Genomic DNA, 19,572 nt, shown 5'->3' with positions numbered 1-19,572 from the left:
TTTTTTATAATTTTTATGTGTGTCACTTATTCTTTAAGTATTTTAATTGTTATATTTTTTGAATACTATTGTGGCACAATGGCCACCAAATCCAAAACTGTTACTAAGCGCATATTCAATTTGTTTTATTGACTTTTTGTGCAATGATAAATTGAAATCTTTAGAGATATTTTCATCAATATCTATAGTATTAATAGTTGGTGGAATCATATTTGTTTTTACAGATAGAGTAGTTGCAATAGCTTCTATTGCTCCAGTCGCTCCTAGTAGATGTCCTGTCATAGATTTAGTAGCATTAATTTGTGGTTTTTCTGGATTGTGCTCAAAAAGTTTTTCGATTGCTTTTATTTCTGATAAGTCTCCTATTCCGGTAGAGGTTGCGTGAGCATTAATATAATCGATTTTTTCAGGAAGAATATTAGCTTCTTTTAAGGCACCTTCCATTGCGAGATAGGCCCCAAGTCCTTCAGGATGTGTTCCTGTGATATGATATGCATCTGAGCTTTCTCCACCTCCGGTAATCTCAGCATATATAGTAGCATTTCTTCTTATAGCAGAGTCTAGACTTTCTATAACTAAAGCCCCTGAACCTTCACCAATTACAAAACCATCTCGATTTTTATCAAAAGGTTTTGATGCAATACTATAGTTTTCATTATTTGTAGACATAGCTTTCATTGCAGTAAAACCTCCAATTGAAGCTTCTGTAATGGGAGCTTCAGACCCTCCTGTAATTACAATATCTACTTTCCCTAATTTAATATAGTTAAAAGCGTGAATAATACTTTGTGTAGAAGAAGCACAAGCAGTTACAGGAGTATAATTGATTCCTCTTAATCCATTTTTGATAGCAATAGCACCAGATAATCCATTAGGTATAATTTTGGTAATAAAAAAGGGATTAAATCTTGGTCGGAAGTTGTTTTGAGTGTATTGTACTATTTCATCCTCAAATGTTTCAAACCCTCCAATTCCACTTGAAAAAATTACACCAATCCTATTGGTATCTAACTTTGAAAATTCAAGTTTTGCGTCTTTTATAGCTTCTTCTGCAGCAATTAATCCATATTGACTAAATCTATCAAGTTTTCTAGCCTCTTTTTTGTCAAAATAAACCAAAGGATCATAATTTTTAACTTCACAAGCAAATTGAGTTTTGAATTTACTTGGATCAAAACGGGTTATTTTCTCTGCTCCAGATATCCCTTTAAGTAGGTTTTGCCAATAGACCTTGACATTGTTTCCTATTGGGGTTATTGCTCCTAAGCCAGTTATAACTACTCTTCTCATATCGTTTATTAAATTATTTTATATACCGTAAGGTATATGGCGATTTAAATTTTTTTATTCTAATGATATTTGTTTGATTTCTTTTTCTAGAAATATGATGTTATTCAATAATATATCGGGTTTGTTTAATGTTTTGGCAAGAAGTATACTGCCTTCGATTAGCGCTATCATTCTATATGCATATTCATTAGTATCAAGATATTCATCAAACTCATCGTTTTGTATCCCTTGTAATAAAATAGAAACAATTCTATGATGCCAGTTGTAAATTGTTTTTACAACTTCTTTTTTTAGTAAATCATTTCCGTCGTCTACATCTGTAGCAGTATTTAGAATCGCACAACCACCATTTTTAAAGATAGCTTTGAATGTAGTTTTATAATGATTCAAAAATGCTAATAGTTTGTCAACAGCTTTGTTTTCTTCTTCTATTTTAGATATAATGTTTTCTGTTTGAAATTTATAATTATATCTAAAAGCTTCTAAAGCTACTTCATTTTTATCTTTGAAATTTCCATAAATACTTCCTTTAGTAAGCCCGGTTGCAATGGTAAGATCGGATAAATACGTTCCTACATATCCTTTTTTATTAAATATAGGAGCAGTCTTCTCAATAATAAATTGTCTTGTCTTTTCTGATCTTATCATGTCACAAATATACCCAACGGTATATAGAAATACAAATAATGCTGAAATAGATGTAAATCTATTGCTAAATATACTTGTATTGGTTAATAATAGAGTTTTCTATAATTTTTCCCACATTTTCTCTGCATTAAGTCTGAATGTTCCAATATGATTAAAATTGCATTCGTTTGGTGAAATTATAGATAAAAAAGGTTGCTGCTCATTATCTTTGTATAAGTGATACGTTTCACCTACTATAGGCTCAAAATTAAATTTGGCACTATACACGAGATTATTATACTCAAATTGTTCCATAAGAGCATCGTATTCAGCCTTTAACTCATCATATTTGGCTTTTACCTGTTTGTTTACTTTGTGAATACTCACATTTTTCCATGCAACAGTGTCTGTTGTTGTGATCTTTGGTGCGCCAAGGTTAGTACTGTATGGTTTTAGGGAAGCATTATATTTTTGGTGCTCTTCATCAAATACAACGGCATCGGGCTTCTTTTTTTCAGACATTATCTTTTTGATATTTTATTATGAGTAATTTGGCGTTGGCGACTGCATTTGAATCTTCCTTCTTCAAAATCCCTTCGTTTACTGTGTTTGGTTTTTCTACCTTGTACACGTTTACGCCACATTCTAAAACTAGAGGGCTTCATTTCTCTACGCATCAAAGTTATTACTTCTTGTTCTTTTAAACCAAATTGCATTAAAATTGCATCAAAGGGCGTTCTGTCTTCCCATGCCATTTCTATAATACGGTCGATGTCTCTTATCGATAGTTTATGTTGCATATTTTTATTTATTTTCTAGATGCATAATTCAGATCTAATTCTGTTAGTCAAAATTATTGCGATCGGGTAATGTATGTTTTTTTAGAATTCTATAGCTTTCTCTAAGCACTAATTGATCGTCCTTCATGTTCCATAGTGTGTCACTTGCTTTTTTTCTTGTTTTGATCATATCAACTATGGGTAAAGGGTAGTCTTTATCTAATGTAAAATTATTAAACTTTTGCTCCATAGGTGTCATCTTGTAAGGCTCATGTATAAAGGCTATTGGAATATTTCGTAGTTCAGGGACCCATTTTTTGATGAAGATACCCTCTGGATCATGTTCAATACTATTTTTTATCGGATTATAAATGCGTAACATATTGATTCCGGTTTCGCCTGCTTGCATTTGTAATTGAGGAAAATGTATACCGGGTTCAAAATCAAGGAACATTTGTGATAAATGAGCCGTAGCTTCTTGCCAGGGTTGCCATAAGTTATGCGTAAAAAAGGATACGACCAGAGCTCTCATTCTAAAATTAAGATATCCTGTTTCGTTTAGACATCTCATACAGGCGTCGACTAGCGGATACCCTGTTTTTCCTTCTCGCCATGCGGTTTGGTATCCTTCAGAAATTTGTTTTTTGAGTCTTCGATACCCTTTATTGATGCTTTCGAACTCCATAATATCTTCCATCTCAAACTTTTGGATAAAATGGGCTTGCCAACGTAATCTAGAAGTAAACCCATCTATAGCCCTTTTGTTTTTTGCTGTTTCTCTAAAAGCTTTTGCATATTGCCATACTTGTCGTACTGATAAGTTTCCCCATGCCAGATACGGAGAGAGTCGACTGCAACCTTTTCGGGCTAATTCGGGTTTAGAAATGTGTTGATTGTAATTTTTGTAACGTTCATTGAAGAAGGAATGTAAATATTTTAAACCAATATCTGTTCCTCCTTTTTGAAAAGTAGAAGCTGTATCTGTTTCTAAAGATTCCACTTTAAAAAGTTCCTCTAACTTTGAGATCGTCTCTAAATTGATAAAGACATTTGATTTTGGTTGAAAATCAAATAAAGGGTTTTGCATATACTCTTCCCAATCGTTGCGCCATGTTTTTCGATTTTCAAGACCCCTGAAGACACCATTGTTTACAGATTCTTGCCACTCGATAAGATTATTTTTACAAAATCGGGCAAATGCTTTATCCCGATTATATGTAATACGTAATCCGGTTTCTTGGTGAGAAAATACGGTGTTAATCTTCCAAAACTGTTGTAAGGTGCTAAATGCCTGAATAACTTCTGAAGATACCGTAACTACCTTTGTATTATACGATAAAAGATGGGTATTGAGACATGCTAATGATTGTTTTATAAAATTCCAATGTCGTTGACTGTAATGTTTATCAGTTTTTAGAGAATTTTCGAAAACGTATAATAAAAGAACAGGCATATCAGATGACAGCGCATTATAAATAGCCTCATTGTCTTGTAACCTGAGATCTCTTTTTAACCAAACGATATTTACCTGTTCTTTTTTAGTATTCATTGGGGTTTTGTATAATATGATCAGCTCTCTTTTTATGAGCCTCTAATTTTTCTTTGTCCATCTTATTCAATAGGTTTAACATCATCGACATACGCTGATTTCCTTCAAAATAAGAACGTTTCTCGTCTAGAAAATTCCAATATAATGAGTTGAATGGGCATGCATCATCTTCTGTTTTTTTACTTACCTTATAATGACAGCTTTTGCAATAATTACTCATTTTATTAATATAGCTCCCACTAGAAACATAAGGTTTGGTTGCTACGATACCGCCATCGGCAAATTGGCTCATTCCTCTTGTATTGGTAATTTCTACCCACTCTATAGCATCTATGTAGACTCCCAAATACCAATTATCAACTTCATCTGGATGCGTTTGTGTAAGTAATGCATAATTGCCGGTGACCATTAACCTCTGGATATGATGTGCATAGGCATGATCGAGACTTTGCTTAATTGCATGATGCATACAATTCATTTTGGTCTTGCCCGTCCAATAGAAATCAGGTAATGTATTCGTGTTGTCTAGGGTATTGCTTTTTTGATAGTCTGGCATTTCTTTCCAATAAATACCTCTCATGAATTCTCTCCAACCTATGATTTGTCTCACAAAGCCTTCTACTTGAGAAATATCTATATTTTCTTTATGTTCTCTCCAATAATTAATTACAGTTTGCACCACTTCCATAGGATGAAGCATTTTGCTATTCATGGCAAATGATAACCGACTGTGATACAAGAATTTTTCTTCGGTATGCATAGCATCTTGATAGTCACCAAAATGTACTAATAAGTGTTTACAAAAGTAGTTGAGGATTGATAAACATTCTTCTCTTGATGTTGGCCAATTGAAGCTTTTGTAATCAATGTTTCCAATCGTTTTGATATCATGTTTTTGGATGAGATCAACAATTTTCTTGACATCTTTTACAGTATTTTTTTCTTTAGGAATAGCATCTTTGCCAGTCCATTTTTTGCGATTACTTTGATCAAAGTTCCATTTTCCGCCTTCGGGATCTTTTTCGGTAATCATCATGATATCATATTTCTTGCGCATGTAGCGATAAAAGTACTCCATCGTGTACTGCTTTTTACCTTCAAAAAAATCAGTGAGTTCTTTTCTTGAAGTTAAAAAGTGTTCTGTATCAAAAACTTCTGTATCAATACCAAGAGTAGTACAGAATTTTTGTAGTTGTTGGTCTAGACGATATTCGTCTGGAAGCTGATATTCAAATTTTGTGATGTTGTTTTGTGAAATGATTTGTAATAAGTTGTCAGCTAAATCCTGAGTGTTTTCTACTTCATCTATCGTATAATATTTGACATTAAATTCTTGTTTTATAAGTGTATCTTTAAAATTGCGCATGCTCATAAAAAAAGCAACTACTTTTTGAATATGATGAGCTACATAATCTGTTTCCTGGCGCATTTCTGCCATAAAATATAAAACATCATCGTTTGGTTCATCAAACCAAGAATGTTGCGCATTAAGCTGGTCACCAAGGATAAGTCTTAAAATCATAATTTAAAATAATGTTTGTTGTAACCACATGTTTTGAAACTTGTGATTGGCATCATAGCGTTCTGCCTGTACTTTAATATTAAATTTTCGATCTCTGGGGTCATTACCCACACCCGAAACATACATCCAGTTACCATAATTACTATGAACATCATAATCGATCAAAAGTGATTCAAAATAAGAAGCTCCTATTCTCCAATCTAATTCTTGATCTTTTGCAAAAAAAGAAGCTACATTTTGCCTTCCTCGATTGCTCATCCACCCTGTTTCTTTGAGTTCTATCATATTTGCATTCACAAAAGGTTCATGTGTTTCGCCATTCATCCATTGATTTATTAGGTTAGAATCGGTTTTCCATTCGTATTTTTTTTCTAGAATTCCTCCTAAAAGAAATATAGAGTTATTATGTTGTAGAGAGATGTATTTAAAAAAATCTCTCCAAATCAATTCAAAAATGAGCCAATACGTAGAATCATTTTTCTTGATATTACGTTCATATTTTTTGACTTCGTGATAAATGCTTCTTGCAGAAATACTCCCGTTAGCAAGCCAAGCAGATAGTTTAGAGCTGTAATCCACGCCTACTAATCCATTACGTGTTTTTTTATAGTAAGAAAGACGTTCTGTATCCCAAAAGTAAGATTGAATTCTTTTTTGAGCTTCATATTCTCCTCCTTTGAATGGAAAAGCGGATTTAGTACTTACTGTAAAATCTTCAAAATCTAAATCAGCAAGCTCCGGAATTTTTGTATTGTGGTCAACTTTATTTTCAGACGACAAAACAGGGGTTTGCAACACATCTTTTACACTGCTGTATTTTTCACATTTTTTTCTAAAATTGGTAAACACTTTGGGAATATTCTCGATCTCAAAAGGAACATCATCAGGATGAAAAAGAAATTGGTCATAATTCTCAACCCAGCGGATATGCGACATGTCTTTTGAGTTCTTTACACGATTACAAGTGTCTACTTCTTCTTGTGTCCATTCTTTTTGAAGGTAAATATGTTGTATTTGATGTTGCTGTACAATTTCAGGAATAATATGCTCTGGTTTTTTGTAATAAACAAGCAGTGAAATATTGAGCTTCTCGAGATGATCTCTTAGCTGTGTTATCGTCTCGATTAAGAATTTGGCTCGGTATTTTTCTGTTTTCTTAAAACCATATGTATTTGTTTTGAATAGATCCGGGTCAAAACAAAAAACACCTATTACTCTGTCATTTTCTTTGATGGCAGCAGTAATAGAAGCGTTATCCTGACTTCTTAGATCATTTCTAAACCAAACTAAACCTGTTTTTTGCATTTATCTATTTTTATTTCTTCTACAACGTTCACTACAATATTGAACTTCTTCCCAAACTTTTGCCCATTTTTTTCTCCATGTGAAAGGACGATTACAGACCTTACAAACTTTTGTAGGAAGATGTGTTTTTTTCATGTATTGAATATAGTATTGTTTAACAAATTTACAAAATGATTAAACAAATATTTATTTTTGGATTGGGTTTTAACATTAGTTTGAAGTATGATGAGGAGTAATACTATAGAATACATTATTTTTACGCCTTAAAATAGTTGCTATGGCACACAAAGCAGGTTTTGTAAATATTATAGGTAATCCCAACGTAGGAAAATCTACATTGATGAATGCCTTTGTTGGAGAAAAATTATCTATTATAACTTCTAAAGCGCAGACCACTAGGCATCGTATACTAGGGATTGTAAACGGAGAAGATTTTCAGGTTCTCTTATCAGATACTCCAGGTATTATCAAGCCTTCTTATGAATTGCAAGAATCTATGATGGATTTTGTGAAATCAGCTTTTGAAGATGCAGATATACTGGTTTATATGGTAGAAATAGGAGAAAAAGCATTAAAAGACGAGGCTTTCTTTACCAAAATTACTACAACCCAAATCCCTGTTCTTTTGTTAATCAATAAAATTGACCGGTCTGATCAAGAGACTTTAGAGGAGCAAGTGTCTTTTTGGGCAGAAAAAGTACCTAATGCAGAGGTATATCCAATATCTGCTTTAGAGAATTTTAATGTTAAAGAAGTATTTGATAGAATTGTAAAGCTACTACCAGAGTCTCCTGCTTTTTATCCAAAAGATCAATTAACAGATAAACCGGAGCGGTTTTTTGTTAATGAAGCCATACGAGAAAAAATATTACTACACTACAAAAAAGAAATACCATACTCAGTAGAAGTTGAAACTGAAGAGTTTTTTGAAGACGAAAATATCATCAGAATCCGATCTGTTATTATGGTAGAAAGAGACTCACAAAAAGGAATCATAATTGGTCATAAAGGAACTGCGCTAAAAAGAGTGGGGACAGAGGCACGAATAGAGCTAGAAAAATTCTTTGGAAAAAAGATTCATTTGGAGTTGTATGTAAAATTAAATAAAAACTGGCGCAGCAATCAAAAACAACTAAAACGTTTTGGATATAATCAGTAAATTCTCTTTCCGGAACTAAATGCAAAAATATTTTACCTCTATTGTTGTTAATTTTCTAACATATACGTTGCATTGATAGTTATTTTTTATTCTTAAGATAACGTTAAAGAAATATGGGTTGTTAATTTTTGAAGTTTTAACTTCATAAACAATCACTTATAATGAAAATTTTCAACAAATTTATTCTTTGTTCTTTAGCGGCTTCACTAATTTTAAGTTCTTGTGAACCTGATGATTATACAGGCGGAGGCGGAGGAGACAATGACAAACTTACTTTTAGTAAAATTGGAGGCTTTACCAATGGTACTGGAGACGAAGGCTTTGCAGAGATTTCTGCTTTCGACCCTAATACTGGTAAATTATTTATAGTTAATCCTAATGATTCAGAACTATCGGTTTGGGATATTTCTAACCCGGCTCAACCGGTACGAGGAGCAGGTATCACTTTAACAGGAATACCTAATAGCGTTGCTGTTTATGATGGAGTTGTAGCAGTCGCTTTAGAAAATGCAGCAAACAAACAAGCCAATGGTACTGTAGTAACATACGATTCAGATACACAGACACTTCTAAATACATATCCTGCAGGAGCACTGCCAGATATGGTAACCTTTAGTCCAAATGGAAAATATATTGTAACGGCAAACGAAGGAGAACCCAATGATTTATATACTAATGACCCCGAAGGTTCGGTTACAATAATAGAAGTAGCTACAGGACAAGTTTCTACTCTTGGTTTTACAGCTTTCAATGGTAGAAATATTGGTAACGATTTTAGGGTTTTTGGACCAAATGCAACGCTCGCACAAGATATAGAACCAGAATATGTAGCTATATCCAATAATTCAAAAAAAGCATATATCACCTTACAAGAAAATAATGGAATTGCTATTGTAAATCTAGAAACAAAAACTATAGAAAATGTTGTTGGTCTTGGTGTAAAAGATTATTCTCTACCCGCCAATCAAATAGATGCTAGTGATAAAGATGATATCGTAGGTAATTTTAAGAATTGGCCTGTATTTGGATTTTATCATCCGGATGCCATTGCTTTTGCCAGAATAAATGGAGGCAGGTATTTGATTACTGCTAATGAAGGTGATGCGAGAGATTATGATGGATTTTCTGAAGAAACTAGAGTCAAAGATTTAACACTTGATCCTGATATTTTTCCAAACGCAGCAACATTACAACTTGATGAGAATCTTGGAAGGCTAAAAACTACTACTGCCAATGGAGATATAGATGGCGATGGTAATCACGAAGTAATTTATGCTTATGGAGCGAGATCATTTAGTATATGGTCAACTTCAGGGGCTTTAATCTATGATAGTGGAGATGAAATCGGAAAAACAATTTTTGATTTAGATCCAGATGCTTTTAATAATAATGAAGGTAGTGAGGCTGATAAAAGATCAGATGATAAAGGGGCAGAACCAGAAGCAGTTACAACCCTAAAAGTTGGAAAACAAACATTGCTGTTTGTAGGTTTAGAAAGAACAGGAGGGATTTTGGTCTATGATATCTCTAATCCTTCACACCCTAGGTTTTTAGAGTGGTTACGAGATACAGAAGATATTTCTCCAGAAGGACTTATTGTAGTAAAAGATGAAGATAGTCCAACAGGCAATGATTTGGTTATTGCTACCAATGAAGTATCTAATACCGTCGCTATTTATGAGATCCGTAAGGGAGATGATTAAATAAAGTGTTGTAATTGTGAACATTAAAATCAATAAGAATAACTTTTGATAAACAACAGAAAAGAATTAGCCGGATCAAAACTAAAAGACATCCATAAAAACTTTGTTGTTTAACAGTAACCAACTTAGATTGAATACTTGTTATCTTTGATATAAGTAATTATTTCACTGACTGACTATCAATTATGAAAAGTTCCATCGGCCTGAAACATCGGCCTTTGGACTTTTTATTTTTATGACTCTCCTATTTCTTGTCAAATCAGAATATTATATAGTATTGCTAAAATAAAAAGTCTAATTTTGCACAAATTTTAGAAATAGATATTAATGAGTGGTATAGTTGCAATCGTAGGAAGACCTAATGTAGGAAAATCAACATTTTTCAATCGATTAATTCAAAGAAGAGAAGCGATAGTAGATGCTGTAAGTGGTGTAACTCGCGATCGTCATTATGGAAAAAGTGACTGGAATGGGGTTGAATTTTCATTGATTGATACAGGTGGGTATGTAGTAGGTAGTGATGATATCTTCGAAGCAGAAATTGATAAACAGGTAGAATTAGCAATAGATGAAGCAGATGCTATAATTTTTATGGTAGATGTAGAATCAGGGATAACCGGCATGGACCAAGATGTTGCCAATATTCTTCGCAAAGTAGATAAACCTGTTTTTTTGGTTGTAAATAAAGTTGATAATTCGCAAAGAGCATCTGATGCAGTAGAGTTTTATAGTCTTGGACTTGGAGAATACTACACGATTGCCAGTATAAACGGAAGTGGTACAGGAGAACTTTTGGATGAATTAGTCAAAGTGCTTCCTGAGAAAGAAGAAAAAACCGAAGAAGAACTACCAAGATTTGCAGTAGTAGGAAGGCCTAATGCAGGTAAATCATCATTTATCAACGCTTTGATTGGAGAAGATAGGTATATTGTTACTGATATTGCAGGTACTACCAGAGATGCTATTGATACACAATATAATCGTTTTGGGTTTGAGTTTAATCTTGTAGACACTGCAGGAATCCGACGAAAATCCAAAGTCAAAGAAGATCTTGAGTTTTATTCTGTAATGCGTTCTGTAAGAGCCATAGAGCATAGTGATGTATGTCTATTATTATTCGATGCCAATAGAGGCTTTGATGGGCAGGTGCAGAATATATTTTGGCTAGCCGAACGTAACCGAAAAGGTATTGTTATTTTGGTGAATAAATGGGATTTGATTGCTAATAAAGAGAGTAATACGCTCAAAGATTACGAAAAAATGATTCGTAAAGAAATAGAACCTTTTACTGATGTGCCTATCGTTTTTATTTCTGCTTTAACCAAACAGCGTATTTTTAAAGCTATAGAAACTGCCGTAGAAGTTTATAAAAACCGTTCTAAAAAAATTAAAACCAGCGAGCTTAATGATGTTTTGTTGCCTATTATAGAACATAACCCTCCTCCTGCATACAAAGGTAAATATGTAAAGATTAAATATATCACGCAATTACCAACACCACAACCGCAGTTTGCATTTTTCTGTAATTTACCTCAATACATCAGAGACCCATATAAAAGATTTTTAGAAAATCAGCTTCGCAAAGAATTTGATTTTAATGGGGTGCCTGTTTCAGTATATTTAAGGAAAAAATAAATAACAATCACTCTAATTCCTCCAATATCACGAAGAATATAGATGCTTGAAATTATTGATACCCTCACTGTTTCTAAATAGAAGAGGAGGTAATATATAGAATGGCAATGCAAATGCTTTAAATACGCTCCAACGTCTAATAGAGCTATGCAGTTTTAAGTTTGTGTTTCATTTTTTCTTTGTAAAATGATTTATCGGCGATATAGATAGTTTTATGAACTTCACAGTATGTTTTTTTACGATCTTTGTCTGTAAGTGTTGTTGTTTTTGTAATTTCTATCTCGTTTTGTTGAGCAACCTTATGTTTGATCTCTTCAAGTTCTTCTAAGTTATATTCAAAGTCTGCATATAAGTTTTCTTTTGCTGGTTTTTTAAAGAAAATGTTTGCTGATTTATCCCAAACCACATAATCTTCTCCAATTAAGTTTATTAGTTGTACCATGGGAATTGGATCAACCGCAGAAAACATACTTCCTCCAAAAATAGAATTTACATAGTTTTTGTTTTTATAGCTGATAGGAAGTTTAATTCTAATATGTAGTAAATCTTTTGATGCTTCAATAATTTTGGCAGTACTTCTTCGATACATTGGCGAAAAATTAAACCCGTATTTGAAAAGCTTATTTTTACCAATATATTTTGGTCCTATCCGTGCAATTTTTTTGTATATAGACATTTATTTTTGTTTTACATTCCGATAAGTAATAATGAGATTATGATCAAAAAAGCTATCCAAACAGGGTGTTTACCCTTGGTACCAAGGAGTATTAGAATTGAAGTTGCTGTTAATGTCAATAAAATCGCCTGAATGATAAATTCATTACTGTCCTGATAGTATTTATTTTTATTTAAGCTTATGTTTAGTACTATTCCTCCAATAAAAAAGATAAAAACTGAGACAAAATGCCACACAACCCAAATAATCTGTAAATGTTTTTCTGTTATATATGTCCCTGCCTGTGTAGGTACGATGTTTCCTTTGGTTCTTTTACTACTAAAAATGTTACGTTCTCCTATAATAGAATGTGCTATTCCTAATAAAAGACATAACATACCGGCTAGGAACAGATAAATATTCATATGGTTTAAATCTCTGTATTATAAACCATAAATATAGAAGATGTGAGGTTTAAATTTTAGACGGTACCGTCTGTTGAACTATTTATGATTATTTTTTTTGAATTCCCTGACCATTGTTTTCAGCTGATTAAAATAATCTTTGAGCCATTTTTGATTGATTGTTTTGTCCGTGATTTGAAGAAAGAAGTTTTCGACACTAAGTTTTAGAACCAAACGAGCGAGATAAGAATTTTCTTCTAGCTCTAGTATTTGTGCCCAAATATTTAAAATGGCATTACCGGCGATTTCGTTGGTTGTAATTAAGTATTTTAAAAATCTGGGGTTATTTCTATGTACCCTCAAATATCGATTAAAAAGAAGGTCTGTTTTATGTTGAATAAAAATTTCGATCAGTTCGTCTAGATTGGTAGCTTGTTTTTCTTTTTCTGCTAATTGTATGATGTGTCCTAAATGATGTTCTAAAAGATGTTCTGTAAATATTTCGACATCAGCAAAATGATGATAAAATGAGGACTTGTTTATCCCTACTTCTCTAGCTAATTTTTCAATTTTGATTCCTTCAGGACCTCGATGAGAGAACATTTTGTACCCTTCTTCTATCCATTGCATTTTTGCTTTCATCAGGATAGTTTTACTTTTAATTTCAGCTTATAATTGCTCCTTAATTTTAATCAACTGTCCTTTGATAGCTTCTAGTTTTCTAATGATGTCAAAACTACTAAGAGACTCTTGTTTTTGCTCTTTTAGGTGAGTTTTAGCACCTTCCAGGGTAAAACCACGTTCTTTAACAAGGTGGTAGATAAGCTCAAGATTTTTGATGTCTTCTTGAGTAAACTTACGATTACCTTTTGCATTTTTCTTCGGTTTAAGTATGTCAAATTCTTTTTCCCAAAAGCGAATGAGAGATGTATTTACACCAAATGCTTCGGCAACCTCGCCAATACCATAATACATTTTGTTGGGTAAGTCTACGTGCATACTTATTCTTTTTGTTGAAAAAAACTTCCGTCATCATTAAAGATAAGTTGACTTTCTGGAAAATCCTCTTCAGTAAGACGTTTAATTTCAAATAAAGCTTTCTTATTTTTATCCATAAATGGATATATCTCATCGATTTGTTTTGCAGAATGTAATTTTCCTTTTATAAAGTTTCCTTCTTTATCTATTTCTATTTCTGCAATAGGAGCATAACCTTTTATACCCGTTAGATTAAATCTGGAATAGGTGCAAAAATTACCTAAACTATAAGCGATAAATTTATTGTTATATACTTCAAAAGCTCTGGAAACATGAGGGCCATGACCTAGTATAATATCTGCACCGGCATCAATCATAGTATGAGCAAAAAGATACACATTACCACGATCTTCGCCATAAAAACGTTCTGTTTTTCTAGGTACATGAGTGTGTTTATGTCCTTCTGCACCACCATGAAAAGAAACAATTACAATATCTGCTTTTTCTTTAAGTTCAGTTACAATCTTTTTTGCGTTTTTCAAGTCATGTATTTTGATACAATCTTTGTTAGGCGCAAAAGCACAGAAGCCATAAGTAATTCCATTTTTTTCAAAAATAGTAGAAGGTTGCGCAAATATCCCTGCATAAGCAATATTGTGCTTTTCGAGTGTTTTGGCAGTGTTTTTAATTCCTTTAGCACCAAAATCTCCTATATGATTATTAGCAATACTCATAACATCGAAGCCAGTTTCTTCGAGATATTTTCCAAAACGTTCTGGTGATCTAAAAGAATAACATTTTGAGGGATCAGAGCAACTTTTAGCATTTTTACCTTCGTCAGTTAATGTACCTTCAAGATTACCGAATAGGAGATCTGCTTGAGTGAGAATTTCATTTACGTCATCAAAAGGTCCTTTGCCATCTGGAGGTAAATAGCTATTATTAGGAAAATCTGTTCCCATCATAATATCTCCGACTGCCATTACTTTGATAAACTCAGGAGTTTTTAATTTTTCTTGAGTAATTTTTGTGATGCTATACATCGAATCTATTGCCTCTTTAGAATATTTTTGAGCTTGTATCGAATACGATAACACAAATATCGAGACAAAAAGAAGGGTTTTTTGCATAGAAATTTTAATCTAAAGTTTCATTGATAAGATTCGAAGCCTTGAGCATTTCATTAAATTCTTCAGAAGTCAAACTTCCATAATAAAAATTACGAGGATTAATTCGCTCGCCATCTTTAAATATTTCATAATGTAAGTGAGGAGCTACTGATCTTCCTGTGCTTCCTACAAAACCAATAATATCGCCTCGTTTTACTTTTTGACCTTTCGTTACGTTATATCTGCTTAGGTGAGCATAAAGACTTACATAGTTAAAGCCATGATCTATACGAACATGATTTCCGTACCCCGAAGAATTGGCATCTGCACGAGTTACTACTCCGTTTCCAGAGGCATAGACAGGTGTGCCAGTAGCAGCAGAAAAATCCATACCATAATGAAATTTTCTAGCCTTGGTAAAAGGATCGGTTCGCCAACCATAACCTGATGCCATACGTCTTAGATCAGAATTTTGTATAGGTTGAATTGCAGGTATTGTAGCTAGTAATTCTTCTTTTTGCTCTGCTAACTCTGCTATTTCATCAAGGGATTTGGATTGGACTACAATTTGCTTTGTTAATTTGTCAATTCGTTTATTACTTTCAATAATCATTTCAGAATTATCAAAACCTTCTAAATTTTTATATCGATTTACTCCACCAAATCCGGCATTGCGAAGTTCTTCAGGGATTGCTTGAGCTCCAAAATACAATCGATAGATGTTGTCATCGCGTTCGGCAATTTCTTTTAAAATACTTTCATCACGCTCGAGTCTTTTACTCATTAACTCGTATTGCAATTGCATATTCTCTAGCTCTCTCTTATATGCTTTTTCTTTAGGAGTTTCTAGTTGAGGAATGTTTAAATAGATTAATAACAAGATAAAGCCAGCTAAAAAGGCACCTAAAATACCTATAGCTGCTATACCTAATTTTCTCCCTTTCTTTTGCTCTATTTTGCGATAAGAAAGAGTGTCACTATCATAGTAATATTTAACCTTTGACATAATATAAAATATACTATTTTTGCAGGATACCAAAAAGCTGCGGTTCAATTAAAATCGCAACATGGCAACAAATATAGTAAATTGTTACAAAGTCCAGAAAAAACTTACAAATATCAATGTGCCTTAAAATCACAATGAATGAGTCAAGTTGCTGATTGTTAGTTTGTAAAGTCTTTGTATAACCATAGTAGTTTATAACTCATGAGATCCCAAGAAGTAAGAAAACGTTTTTTAGAATTTTTTGAATCAAAGAAACATAGTATAGTGCCATCTGCGCCTATGGTAATCAAAGATGATCCAACATTGATGTTTACAAATGCCGGAATGAATCAATTTAAAGAATTCTTTTTAGGAAACGGAACTCCAAAAAATAATCGAATAACAGATACTCAAAAATGCTTGCGAGTAAGTGGTAAACATAATGATCTTGAAGAAGTAGGGATGGATACCTACCATCATACAATGTTTGAAATGTTGGGTAATTGGAGTTTTGGAGATTATTTTAAGAAAGAAGCGATCCATTGGGCGTGGGAGTTATTGACTGAAGTATATGGTATAAATAAGGATATACTTTATGTTTCAGTTTTTGAAGGAGCAAAAGACGAAAATCTTGATATGGACCAGGAAGCATATGATTTATGGAAAGAAATAGTTCCTGAAGATCGTATCATTATGGGTAATAAAAAAGATAACTTCTGGGAGATGGGAGATCAAGGGCCTTGCGGGCCTTGTTCAGAAATACATGTCGATATTAGATCTGAAGAAGAAAAAGCTGCAAAACCCGGTCGTGAACTTGTGAATGCTGATCATCCGCAAGTGGTAGAAATCTGGAACTTGGTTTTTATGCAATATAACCGAAAAGCCGATGGAACTTTAGAGAAACTTCCTTCACAACATGTAGATACAGGTATGGGATTTGAACGTCTGTGTATGGTATTGCAGAAAGTTAAATCAAACTATGATACAGATGTTTTTACACCATTAATTAGGGAGATCGAAACCATCACAAAATCAAAGTATGACAAAAATAGCTTGCCTTCTGATAAAGATGGTAAAGTAAGTGTCGCAATAAGAGTAATCGCAGATCACATTAGAGCTGTGGCTTTTTCTATAGCAGATGGTCAATTGCCTAGTAACACAGGAGCAGGATATGTGATCCGAAGAATACTGCGAAGAGCAATTCGATATGGTTTTACATTTTTAGATACTAAAGAACCTTTTATATATAAATTAGTAGTTACGCTTTGTAATCAGATGAGTGAAGCTTTTCCAGAGTTAAAAGCTCAAAAAAACCTTATCATCAATGTAATTAAAGAGGAGGAACAGTCTTTTTTAAGGACATTGGATCAAGGATTAACACTTTTGGATAATGTAATAAAAGAAACAAAAGGTAAAACAGTTTCTGGAGAAAAAGCCTTTGAGCTTTATGACACTTATGGATTTCCGATAGATCTTACAGCTCTTATTCTTGGAGAGCAAGGATATGAATTAGATGAAAAAGCGTTTGAAGAAGAACTGCAAAAACAAAAAGATAGATCTCGTGCGGCTTCAAAAGTGTCTACGGGAGATTGGGAAATGCTAATCAATGATGCCGAAGAAGAATTTATTGGGTATGATAACCTTTATGCCGACATCAAAATTACAAGATATCGTAAAGTAGATAGTAAAAAAGATGGGGAGTTGTATCAATTGGTTTTTGATAAAACACCATTTTATCCCGAAGGAGGTGGTCAGGTAGGAGATAAAGGATATCTTGAAGCATCAAACGGCGATGTTATCTACATTGTTGATACCAAAAAAGAGAATAATTTAATTTTACATTTTGCCAAAAATCTACCCAAAAATGTTTCTGGTAGTTTTAAGGCAGTAGTGGATCAAAAGCAAAGAGCTAGAACATCATCAAATCATACAGCTACACACTTGTTGCATCAAGCACTACGTTCTGTATTAGGAACCCATGTTGAACAAAAAGGTTCTATGGTGCATAGTGGTAATTTGCGTTTTGATTTTTCTCATTTTGCCAAAGTTTCTTCGGAAGAATTAAAAGAGGTAGAAAATTTTGTTAATGCTCGCATTAGAGAAAATCTTCCGCTCAAAGAACAAAGAAGTATTTCTTACCAAAAAGCAATAGAAGAAGGTGCAATTGCGTTATTTGGTGAAAAATACGGAGATTCTGTGCGTGCAATTCGATTTGGAGAATCTATGGAATTGTGTGGAGGAACTCACGTGCAAAATACAAAAGATATATGGCATTTTAATGTTACGTCAGAAAGTGCAATTGCAGCAGGAATTAGACGTATTGAAGCGATAACCGGTGATGCAGCTAAAGAATATTTCACGTCACAATCAGAGTCGTATAACAAAGTGAAAATTGCACTCAAAAACCTGAAAGATCCTATAAAAGCAATTACTTCTTTGCAAGAAGAGAACATAAGTCTTAAGAAAGAAATTGAAGCTTTATTAAAAGATAAAGCAAAAAATCTAAAAGCAGAACTTAAGTCTGAATTCAAAACCATTAATGGAGTAAATTTTTTAGCAAAGAAAGTAGATTTGGATGCTGCTGGGATCAAGGATTTATCTTTTGAGCTTGGTGGCGAGATGGAAGATGTTGTAATGTTGTTTGGAACCGATCAAAAAGGAAAAGCACTATTGTCGTGTTATATTTCTAAAAATTTGGTTGAAGAAAAAGAACTTAATGCAGGGCAAATTGTTAGAGAATTAGGTAAGTATATCCAAGGAGGTGGAGGAGGGCAGCCCTTCTTTGCTACTGCAGGGGGTAAAAACCCGTCAGGGATTGAAGAAGCGTTGCAAAATGCTATATCATATTTGGACTAGATAGGATACAAAAAATAGAGACATCAACACTATATTGTTAGAATAGAATGAAATTACAAACCAAAATACCAATACTTCCTAAGCAACCTAAAATCGGGTACGCTTCGGAAGTGTTGTTGTTTGGTTCGTGTTTTGCCGAAAATATTGGGGATAAATTTGAGTATTTTAAGTTTAAAAATGCAATTAATCCTATTGGTATTTTATTTCATCCAAAAGCAATAGAAAATTTTTTATGGATGTCTACTCAAGGAGAGCAATATACACCTGCCGATGTTTTTTTTCATAATGAGCAATGGCACTGTTTTGATGCGCATTCTTCAATGAGTAACACTGATCAAAATGAATTGCTGGCAGATTTGAATGATGCACTTTTCTTTACAAATGCAAAAATCAAGACGTCAACCCATATCTTTATAACTTTAGGAACCTCTTGGGTATATCGTTTGAAAGCACTTGATTTGATTGTAGCAAATTGCCATAAAATTCCTCAAAAAGAGTTTCAGAAAGAATTATTAAGTATTGATGAGATATCTCAAAGTCTTCAAAATAGTTTGTATTTAATAAGAGCTATAAATCCTGATGTACAGGTTGTCTTTACTGTTTCTCCTGTTCGACACATCAAAGATGGATATATAGAAAATAATAGAAGTAAATCTCATTTGTTAGCGTCTATACATCAAGTAGTTGATGATAATGAATATACTTCATATCTTCCGTCGTATGAAATTGTAATGGATGAATTGAGGGACTATAGGTTTTATGATCTTGATATGATTCACCCTAATGAATTAGCTATAGCATGTATTTGGCAATACGTTTCGGAGACCTGGATATCAGAAACTGCTATAGACATCATGAAAAGAGTAGAAGAAATTCAAAAAGGATTGTCTCATCGTCCATTTAATCCCAATAGTGAGCAGTATCAAACATTTTTACGCCGACTAGAAGCAAAAAAACAACAACTTCAAGCAGAATATAACTTCATTGTATTCTAAATTTTTGACCAAGCTATATTC

19 protein-coding genes are annotated in these 19,572 nt (G+C 33.2%); 5 read left to right on the top strand and 14 right to left on the bottom strand.

What is annotated here, in order from left to right; translation table 11 throughout:
- Positions 1 to 42: 42 nt before the first annotated feature.
- The 8 genes from fabF to FHK87_RS03930 all read right to left on the bottom strand — a co-directional run bounded on the left by fabF (position 43) and on the right by FHK87_RS03930 (position 7,207).
- Positions 43 to 1,290 carry a beta-ketoacyl-ACP synthase II gene (gene fabF / locus FHK87_RS03965; protein WP_140590059.1) on the bottom strand — a complete coding sequence of 416 codons (1,248 nt, stop codon included), beginning with the start codon at positions 1,288 to 1,290 and terminating at the stop codon, positions 43 to 45.
- A gap of 54 nt (positions 1,291 to 1,344) precedes the next feature.
- A complete protein-coding gene (locus tag FHK87_RS03960; protein WP_140590056.1) occupies positions 1,345 to 1,938 on the bottom strand; it encodes a TetR/AcrR family transcriptional regulator in 594 nt (197 codons plus the stop codon).
- Positions 1,939 to 2,037: 99 nt separating this feature from the next.
- Positions 2,038 to 2,439 carry a DUF2452 domain-containing protein gene (locus FHK87_RS03955; RefSeq protein ID WP_140590052.1) on the bottom strand — a complete coding sequence of 134 codons (402 nt, stop codon included), beginning with the start codon at positions 2,437 to 2,439 and terminating at the stop codon, positions 2,038 to 2,040.
- Positions 2,439 to 2,717, bottom strand: a complete 279-nt coding sequence (locus FHK87_RS03950) for a TIGR03643 family protein (RefSeq protein WP_140590048.1) — start codon at positions 2,715 to 2,717, stop codon at positions 2,439 to 2,441. Before FHK87_RS03950 ends, FHK87_RS03955 begins: the two co-directional genes overlap by 1 nt.
- Before the next feature lie 43 nt (positions 2,718 to 2,760).
- The gene (locus tag FHK87_RS03945) at positions 2,761 to 4,245 is read right to left on the bottom strand and encodes a cryptochrome/deoxyribodipyrimidine photo-lyase family protein (protein ID WP_140590045.1); all 1,485 of its coding nucleotides are present in this window, start codon (positions 4,243 to 4,245) and stop codon (positions 2,761 to 2,763) included.
- Positions 4,235 to 5,767, bottom strand: coding sequence for a cryptochrome/photolyase family protein (locus FHK87_RS03940; RefSeq protein WP_140590043.1), 1,533 nt, complete (start codon positions 5,765 to 5,767; stop codon positions 4,235 to 4,237). The genes FHK87_RS03945 and FHK87_RS03940 overlap by 11 nt, the downstream gene beginning before the upstream one ends.
- 3 nt (positions 5,768 to 5,770) lie before the next feature.
- A complete protein-coding gene (locus tag FHK87_RS03935; RefSeq protein WP_140590041.1) occupies positions 5,771 to 7,072 on the bottom strand; it encodes a DASH family cryptochrome in 1,302 nt (433 codons plus the stop codon).
- Positions 7,073 to 7,207 carry a DUF2256 domain-containing protein gene (locus FHK87_RS03930; protein WP_140590039.1) on the bottom strand — a complete coding sequence of 45 codons (135 nt, stop codon included), beginning with the start codon at positions 7,205 to 7,207 and terminating at the stop codon, positions 7,073 to 7,075. It abuts the gene before it with no gap.
- 142 nt (positions 7,208 to 7,349) lie between these two features.
- Between FHK87_RS03930 and era the strand changes: the two genes are divergently transcribed.
- The 3 genes from era (at position 7,350) to der (ending at position 11,569) form a co-directional block, all read left to right on the top strand.
- Positions 7,350 to 8,231, top strand: a complete 882-nt coding sequence (gene era, locus FHK87_RS03925; protein WP_140590037.1) for a GTPase Era — start codon at positions 7,350 to 7,352, stop codon at positions 8,229 to 8,231.
- A gap of 161 nt (positions 8,232 to 8,392) precedes the next feature.
- On the top strand, positions 8,393 to 9,934 hold the full coding sequence (locus FHK87_RS03920) for a choice-of-anchor I family protein (protein WP_140590035.1): 1,542 nt from the start codon (positions 8,393 to 8,395) through the stop codon (positions 9,932 to 9,934).
- A gap of 327 nt (positions 9,935 to 10,261) precedes the next feature.
- Positions 10,262 to 11,569 (top strand): ribosome biogenesis GTPase Der, encoded by a 1,308-nt coding sequence (gene der, locus FHK87_RS03915; protein ID WP_140590033.1) that lies wholly within the window; start codon positions 10,262 to 10,264, stop codon positions 11,567 to 11,569.
- 145 nt (positions 11,570 to 11,714) lie between these two features.
- On the opposite strand, the gene FHK87_RS03910 is transcribed toward der, so the two are convergent.
- The 6 genes from FHK87_RS03910 to FHK87_RS03885 form a co-directional block, all read right to left on the bottom strand.
- Positions 11,715 to 12,245, bottom strand: a complete 531-nt coding sequence (locus tag FHK87_RS03910) for a PaaI family thioesterase (RefSeq protein WP_140590031.1) — start codon at positions 12,243 to 12,245, stop codon at positions 11,715 to 11,717.
- A gap of 11 nt (positions 12,246 to 12,256) precedes the next feature.
- The gene (locus tag FHK87_RS03905) at positions 12,257 to 12,649 is read right to left on the bottom strand and encodes a hypothetical protein (protein WP_140590029.1); all 393 of its coding nucleotides are present in this window, start codon (positions 12,647 to 12,649) and stop codon (positions 12,257 to 12,259) included.
- Between the two features lie 78 nt (positions 12,650 to 12,727).
- Positions 12,728 to 13,270 (bottom strand): TetR/AcrR family transcriptional regulator, encoded by a 543-nt coding sequence (locus tag FHK87_RS03900; protein ID WP_140590027.1) that lies wholly within the window; start codon positions 13,268 to 13,270, stop codon positions 12,728 to 12,730.
- Positions 13,271 to 13,297: 27 nt separating this feature from the next.
- Complete coding sequence (locus FHK87_RS03895) at positions 13,298 to 13,627, bottom strand: MerR family transcriptional regulator (protein ID WP_140590025.1); 330 nt, start codon at positions 13,625 to 13,627, stop codon at positions 13,298 to 13,300.
- Positions 13,628 to 13,629: 2 nt separating this feature from the next.
- Positions 13,630 to 14,736, bottom strand: a complete 1,107-nt coding sequence (locus FHK87_RS03890) for a CapA family protein (protein WP_140590022.1) — start codon at positions 14,734 to 14,736, stop codon at positions 13,630 to 13,632.
- A 7-nt stretch (positions 14,737 to 14,743) separates the two neighbouring features.
- Positions 14,744 to 15,721 (bottom strand): M23 family metallopeptidase, encoded by a 978-nt coding sequence (locus tag FHK87_RS03885; protein WP_140590021.1) that lies wholly within the window; start codon positions 15,719 to 15,721, stop codon positions 14,744 to 14,746.
- A gap of 201 nt (positions 15,722 to 15,922) precedes the next feature.
- On the opposite strand from FHK87_RS03885, the gene alaS reads away from it, so the two are divergent.
- Positions 15,923 to 18,556, top strand: a complete 2,634-nt coding sequence (gene alaS / locus FHK87_RS03880) for an alanine--tRNA ligase (protein ID WP_140590019.1) — start codon at positions 15,923 to 15,925, stop codon at positions 18,554 to 18,556.
- 47 nt (positions 18,557 to 18,603) lie between these two features.
- Entirely contained in the window at positions 18,604 to 19,551 is a 948-nt protein-coding gene (locus FHK87_RS03875; protein ID WP_140590018.1) for a GSCFA domain-containing protein, read from the top strand.
- Positions 19,552 to 19,572 lie beyond the last annotated feature (21 nt).

The organism is Aquimarina algicola (assembly GCF_006443095.1).
Taxonomy (GTDB): domain Bacteria; phylum Bacteroidota; class Bacteroidia; order Flavobacteriales; family Flavobacteriaceae; genus Aquimarina; species Aquimarina algicola.
This window is presented reverse-complemented; position numbering and strand designations above follow the sequence as displayed.

Excerpts from the sequence above, each read along its gene's own strand:
- FHK87_RS03960 (WP_140590056.1), bottom strand. The coding sequence starts at position 1,938 with ATGATAAGATCAGAAAAGACAAGACAATTTATTATTGAGAAGACTGCT.
- FHK87_RS03930 (WP_140590039.1), bottom strand. The coding sequence starts at position 7,207 with ATGAAAAAAACACATCTTCCTACAAAAGTTTGTAAGGTCTGTAATCGT.
- FHK87_RS03940 (WP_140590043.1), bottom strand. The coding sequence starts at position 5,767 with ATGATTTTAAGACTTATCCTTGGTGACCAGCTTAATGCGCAACATTCT.
- FHK87_RS03885 (WP_140590021.1), bottom strand. The coding sequence starts at position 15,721 with ATGTCAAAGGTTAAATATTACTATGATAGTGACACTCTTTCTTATCGC.
- FHK87_RS03875 (WP_140590018.1), top strand. The coding sequence starts at position 18,604 with ATGAAATTACAAACCAAAATACCAATACTTCCTAAGCAACCTAAAATC.
- FHK87_RS03910 (WP_140590031.1), bottom strand. The coding sequence starts at position 12,245 with ATGTCTATATACAAAAAAATTGCACGGATAGGACCAAAATATATTGGT.
- FHK87_RS03935 (WP_140590041.1), bottom strand. The coding sequence starts at position 7,072 with ATGCAAAAAACAGGTTTAGTTTGGTTTAGAAATGATCTAAGAAGTCAG.
- FHK87_RS03920 (WP_140590035.1), top strand. The coding sequence starts at position 8,393 with ATGAAAATTTTCAACAAATTTATTCTTTGTTCTTTAGCGGCTTCACTA.
- FHK87_RS03905 (WP_140590029.1), bottom strand. The coding sequence starts at position 12,649 with ATGAATATTTATCTGTTCCTAGCCGGTATGTTATGTCTTTTATTAGGA.
- FHK87_RS03945 (WP_140590045.1), bottom strand. The coding sequence starts at position 4,245 with ATGAATACTAAAAAAGAACAGGTAAATATCGTTTGGTTAAAAAGAGAT.
- alaS (WP_140590019.1), top strand. The coding sequence starts at position 15,923 with ATGAGATCCCAAGAAGTAAGAAAACGTTTTTTAGAATTTTTTGAATCA.
- FHK87_RS03895 (WP_140590025.1), bottom strand. The coding sequence starts at position 13,627 with ATGCACGTAGACTTACCCAACAAAATGTATTATGGTATTGGCGAGGTT.
- FHK87_RS03955 (WP_140590052.1), bottom strand. The coding sequence starts at position 2,439 with ATGTCTGAAAAAAAGAAGCCCGATGCCGTTGTATTTGATGAAGAGCAC.
- FHK87_RS03950 (WP_140590048.1), bottom strand. The coding sequence starts at position 2,717 with ATGCAACATAAACTATCGATAAGAGACATCGACCGTATTATAGAAATG.
- era (WP_140590037.1), top strand. The coding sequence starts at position 7,350 with ATGGCACACAAAGCAGGTTTTGTAAATATTATAGGTAATCCCAACGTA.
- FHK87_RS03900 (WP_140590027.1), bottom strand. The coding sequence starts at position 13,270 with ATGAAAGCAAAAATGCAATGGATAGAAGAAGGGTACAAAATGTTCTCT.
- FHK87_RS03890 (WP_140590022.1), bottom strand. The coding sequence starts at position 14,736 with ATGCAAAAAACCCTTCTTTTTGTCTCGATATTTGTGTTATCGTATTCG.
- der (WP_140590033.1), top strand. The coding sequence starts at position 10,262 with ATGAGTGGTATAGTTGCAATCGTAGGAAGACCTAATGTAGGAAAATCA.
- fabF (WP_140590059.1), bottom strand. The coding sequence starts at position 1,290 with ATGAGAAGAGTAGTTATAACTGGCTTAGGAGCAATAACCCCAATAGGA.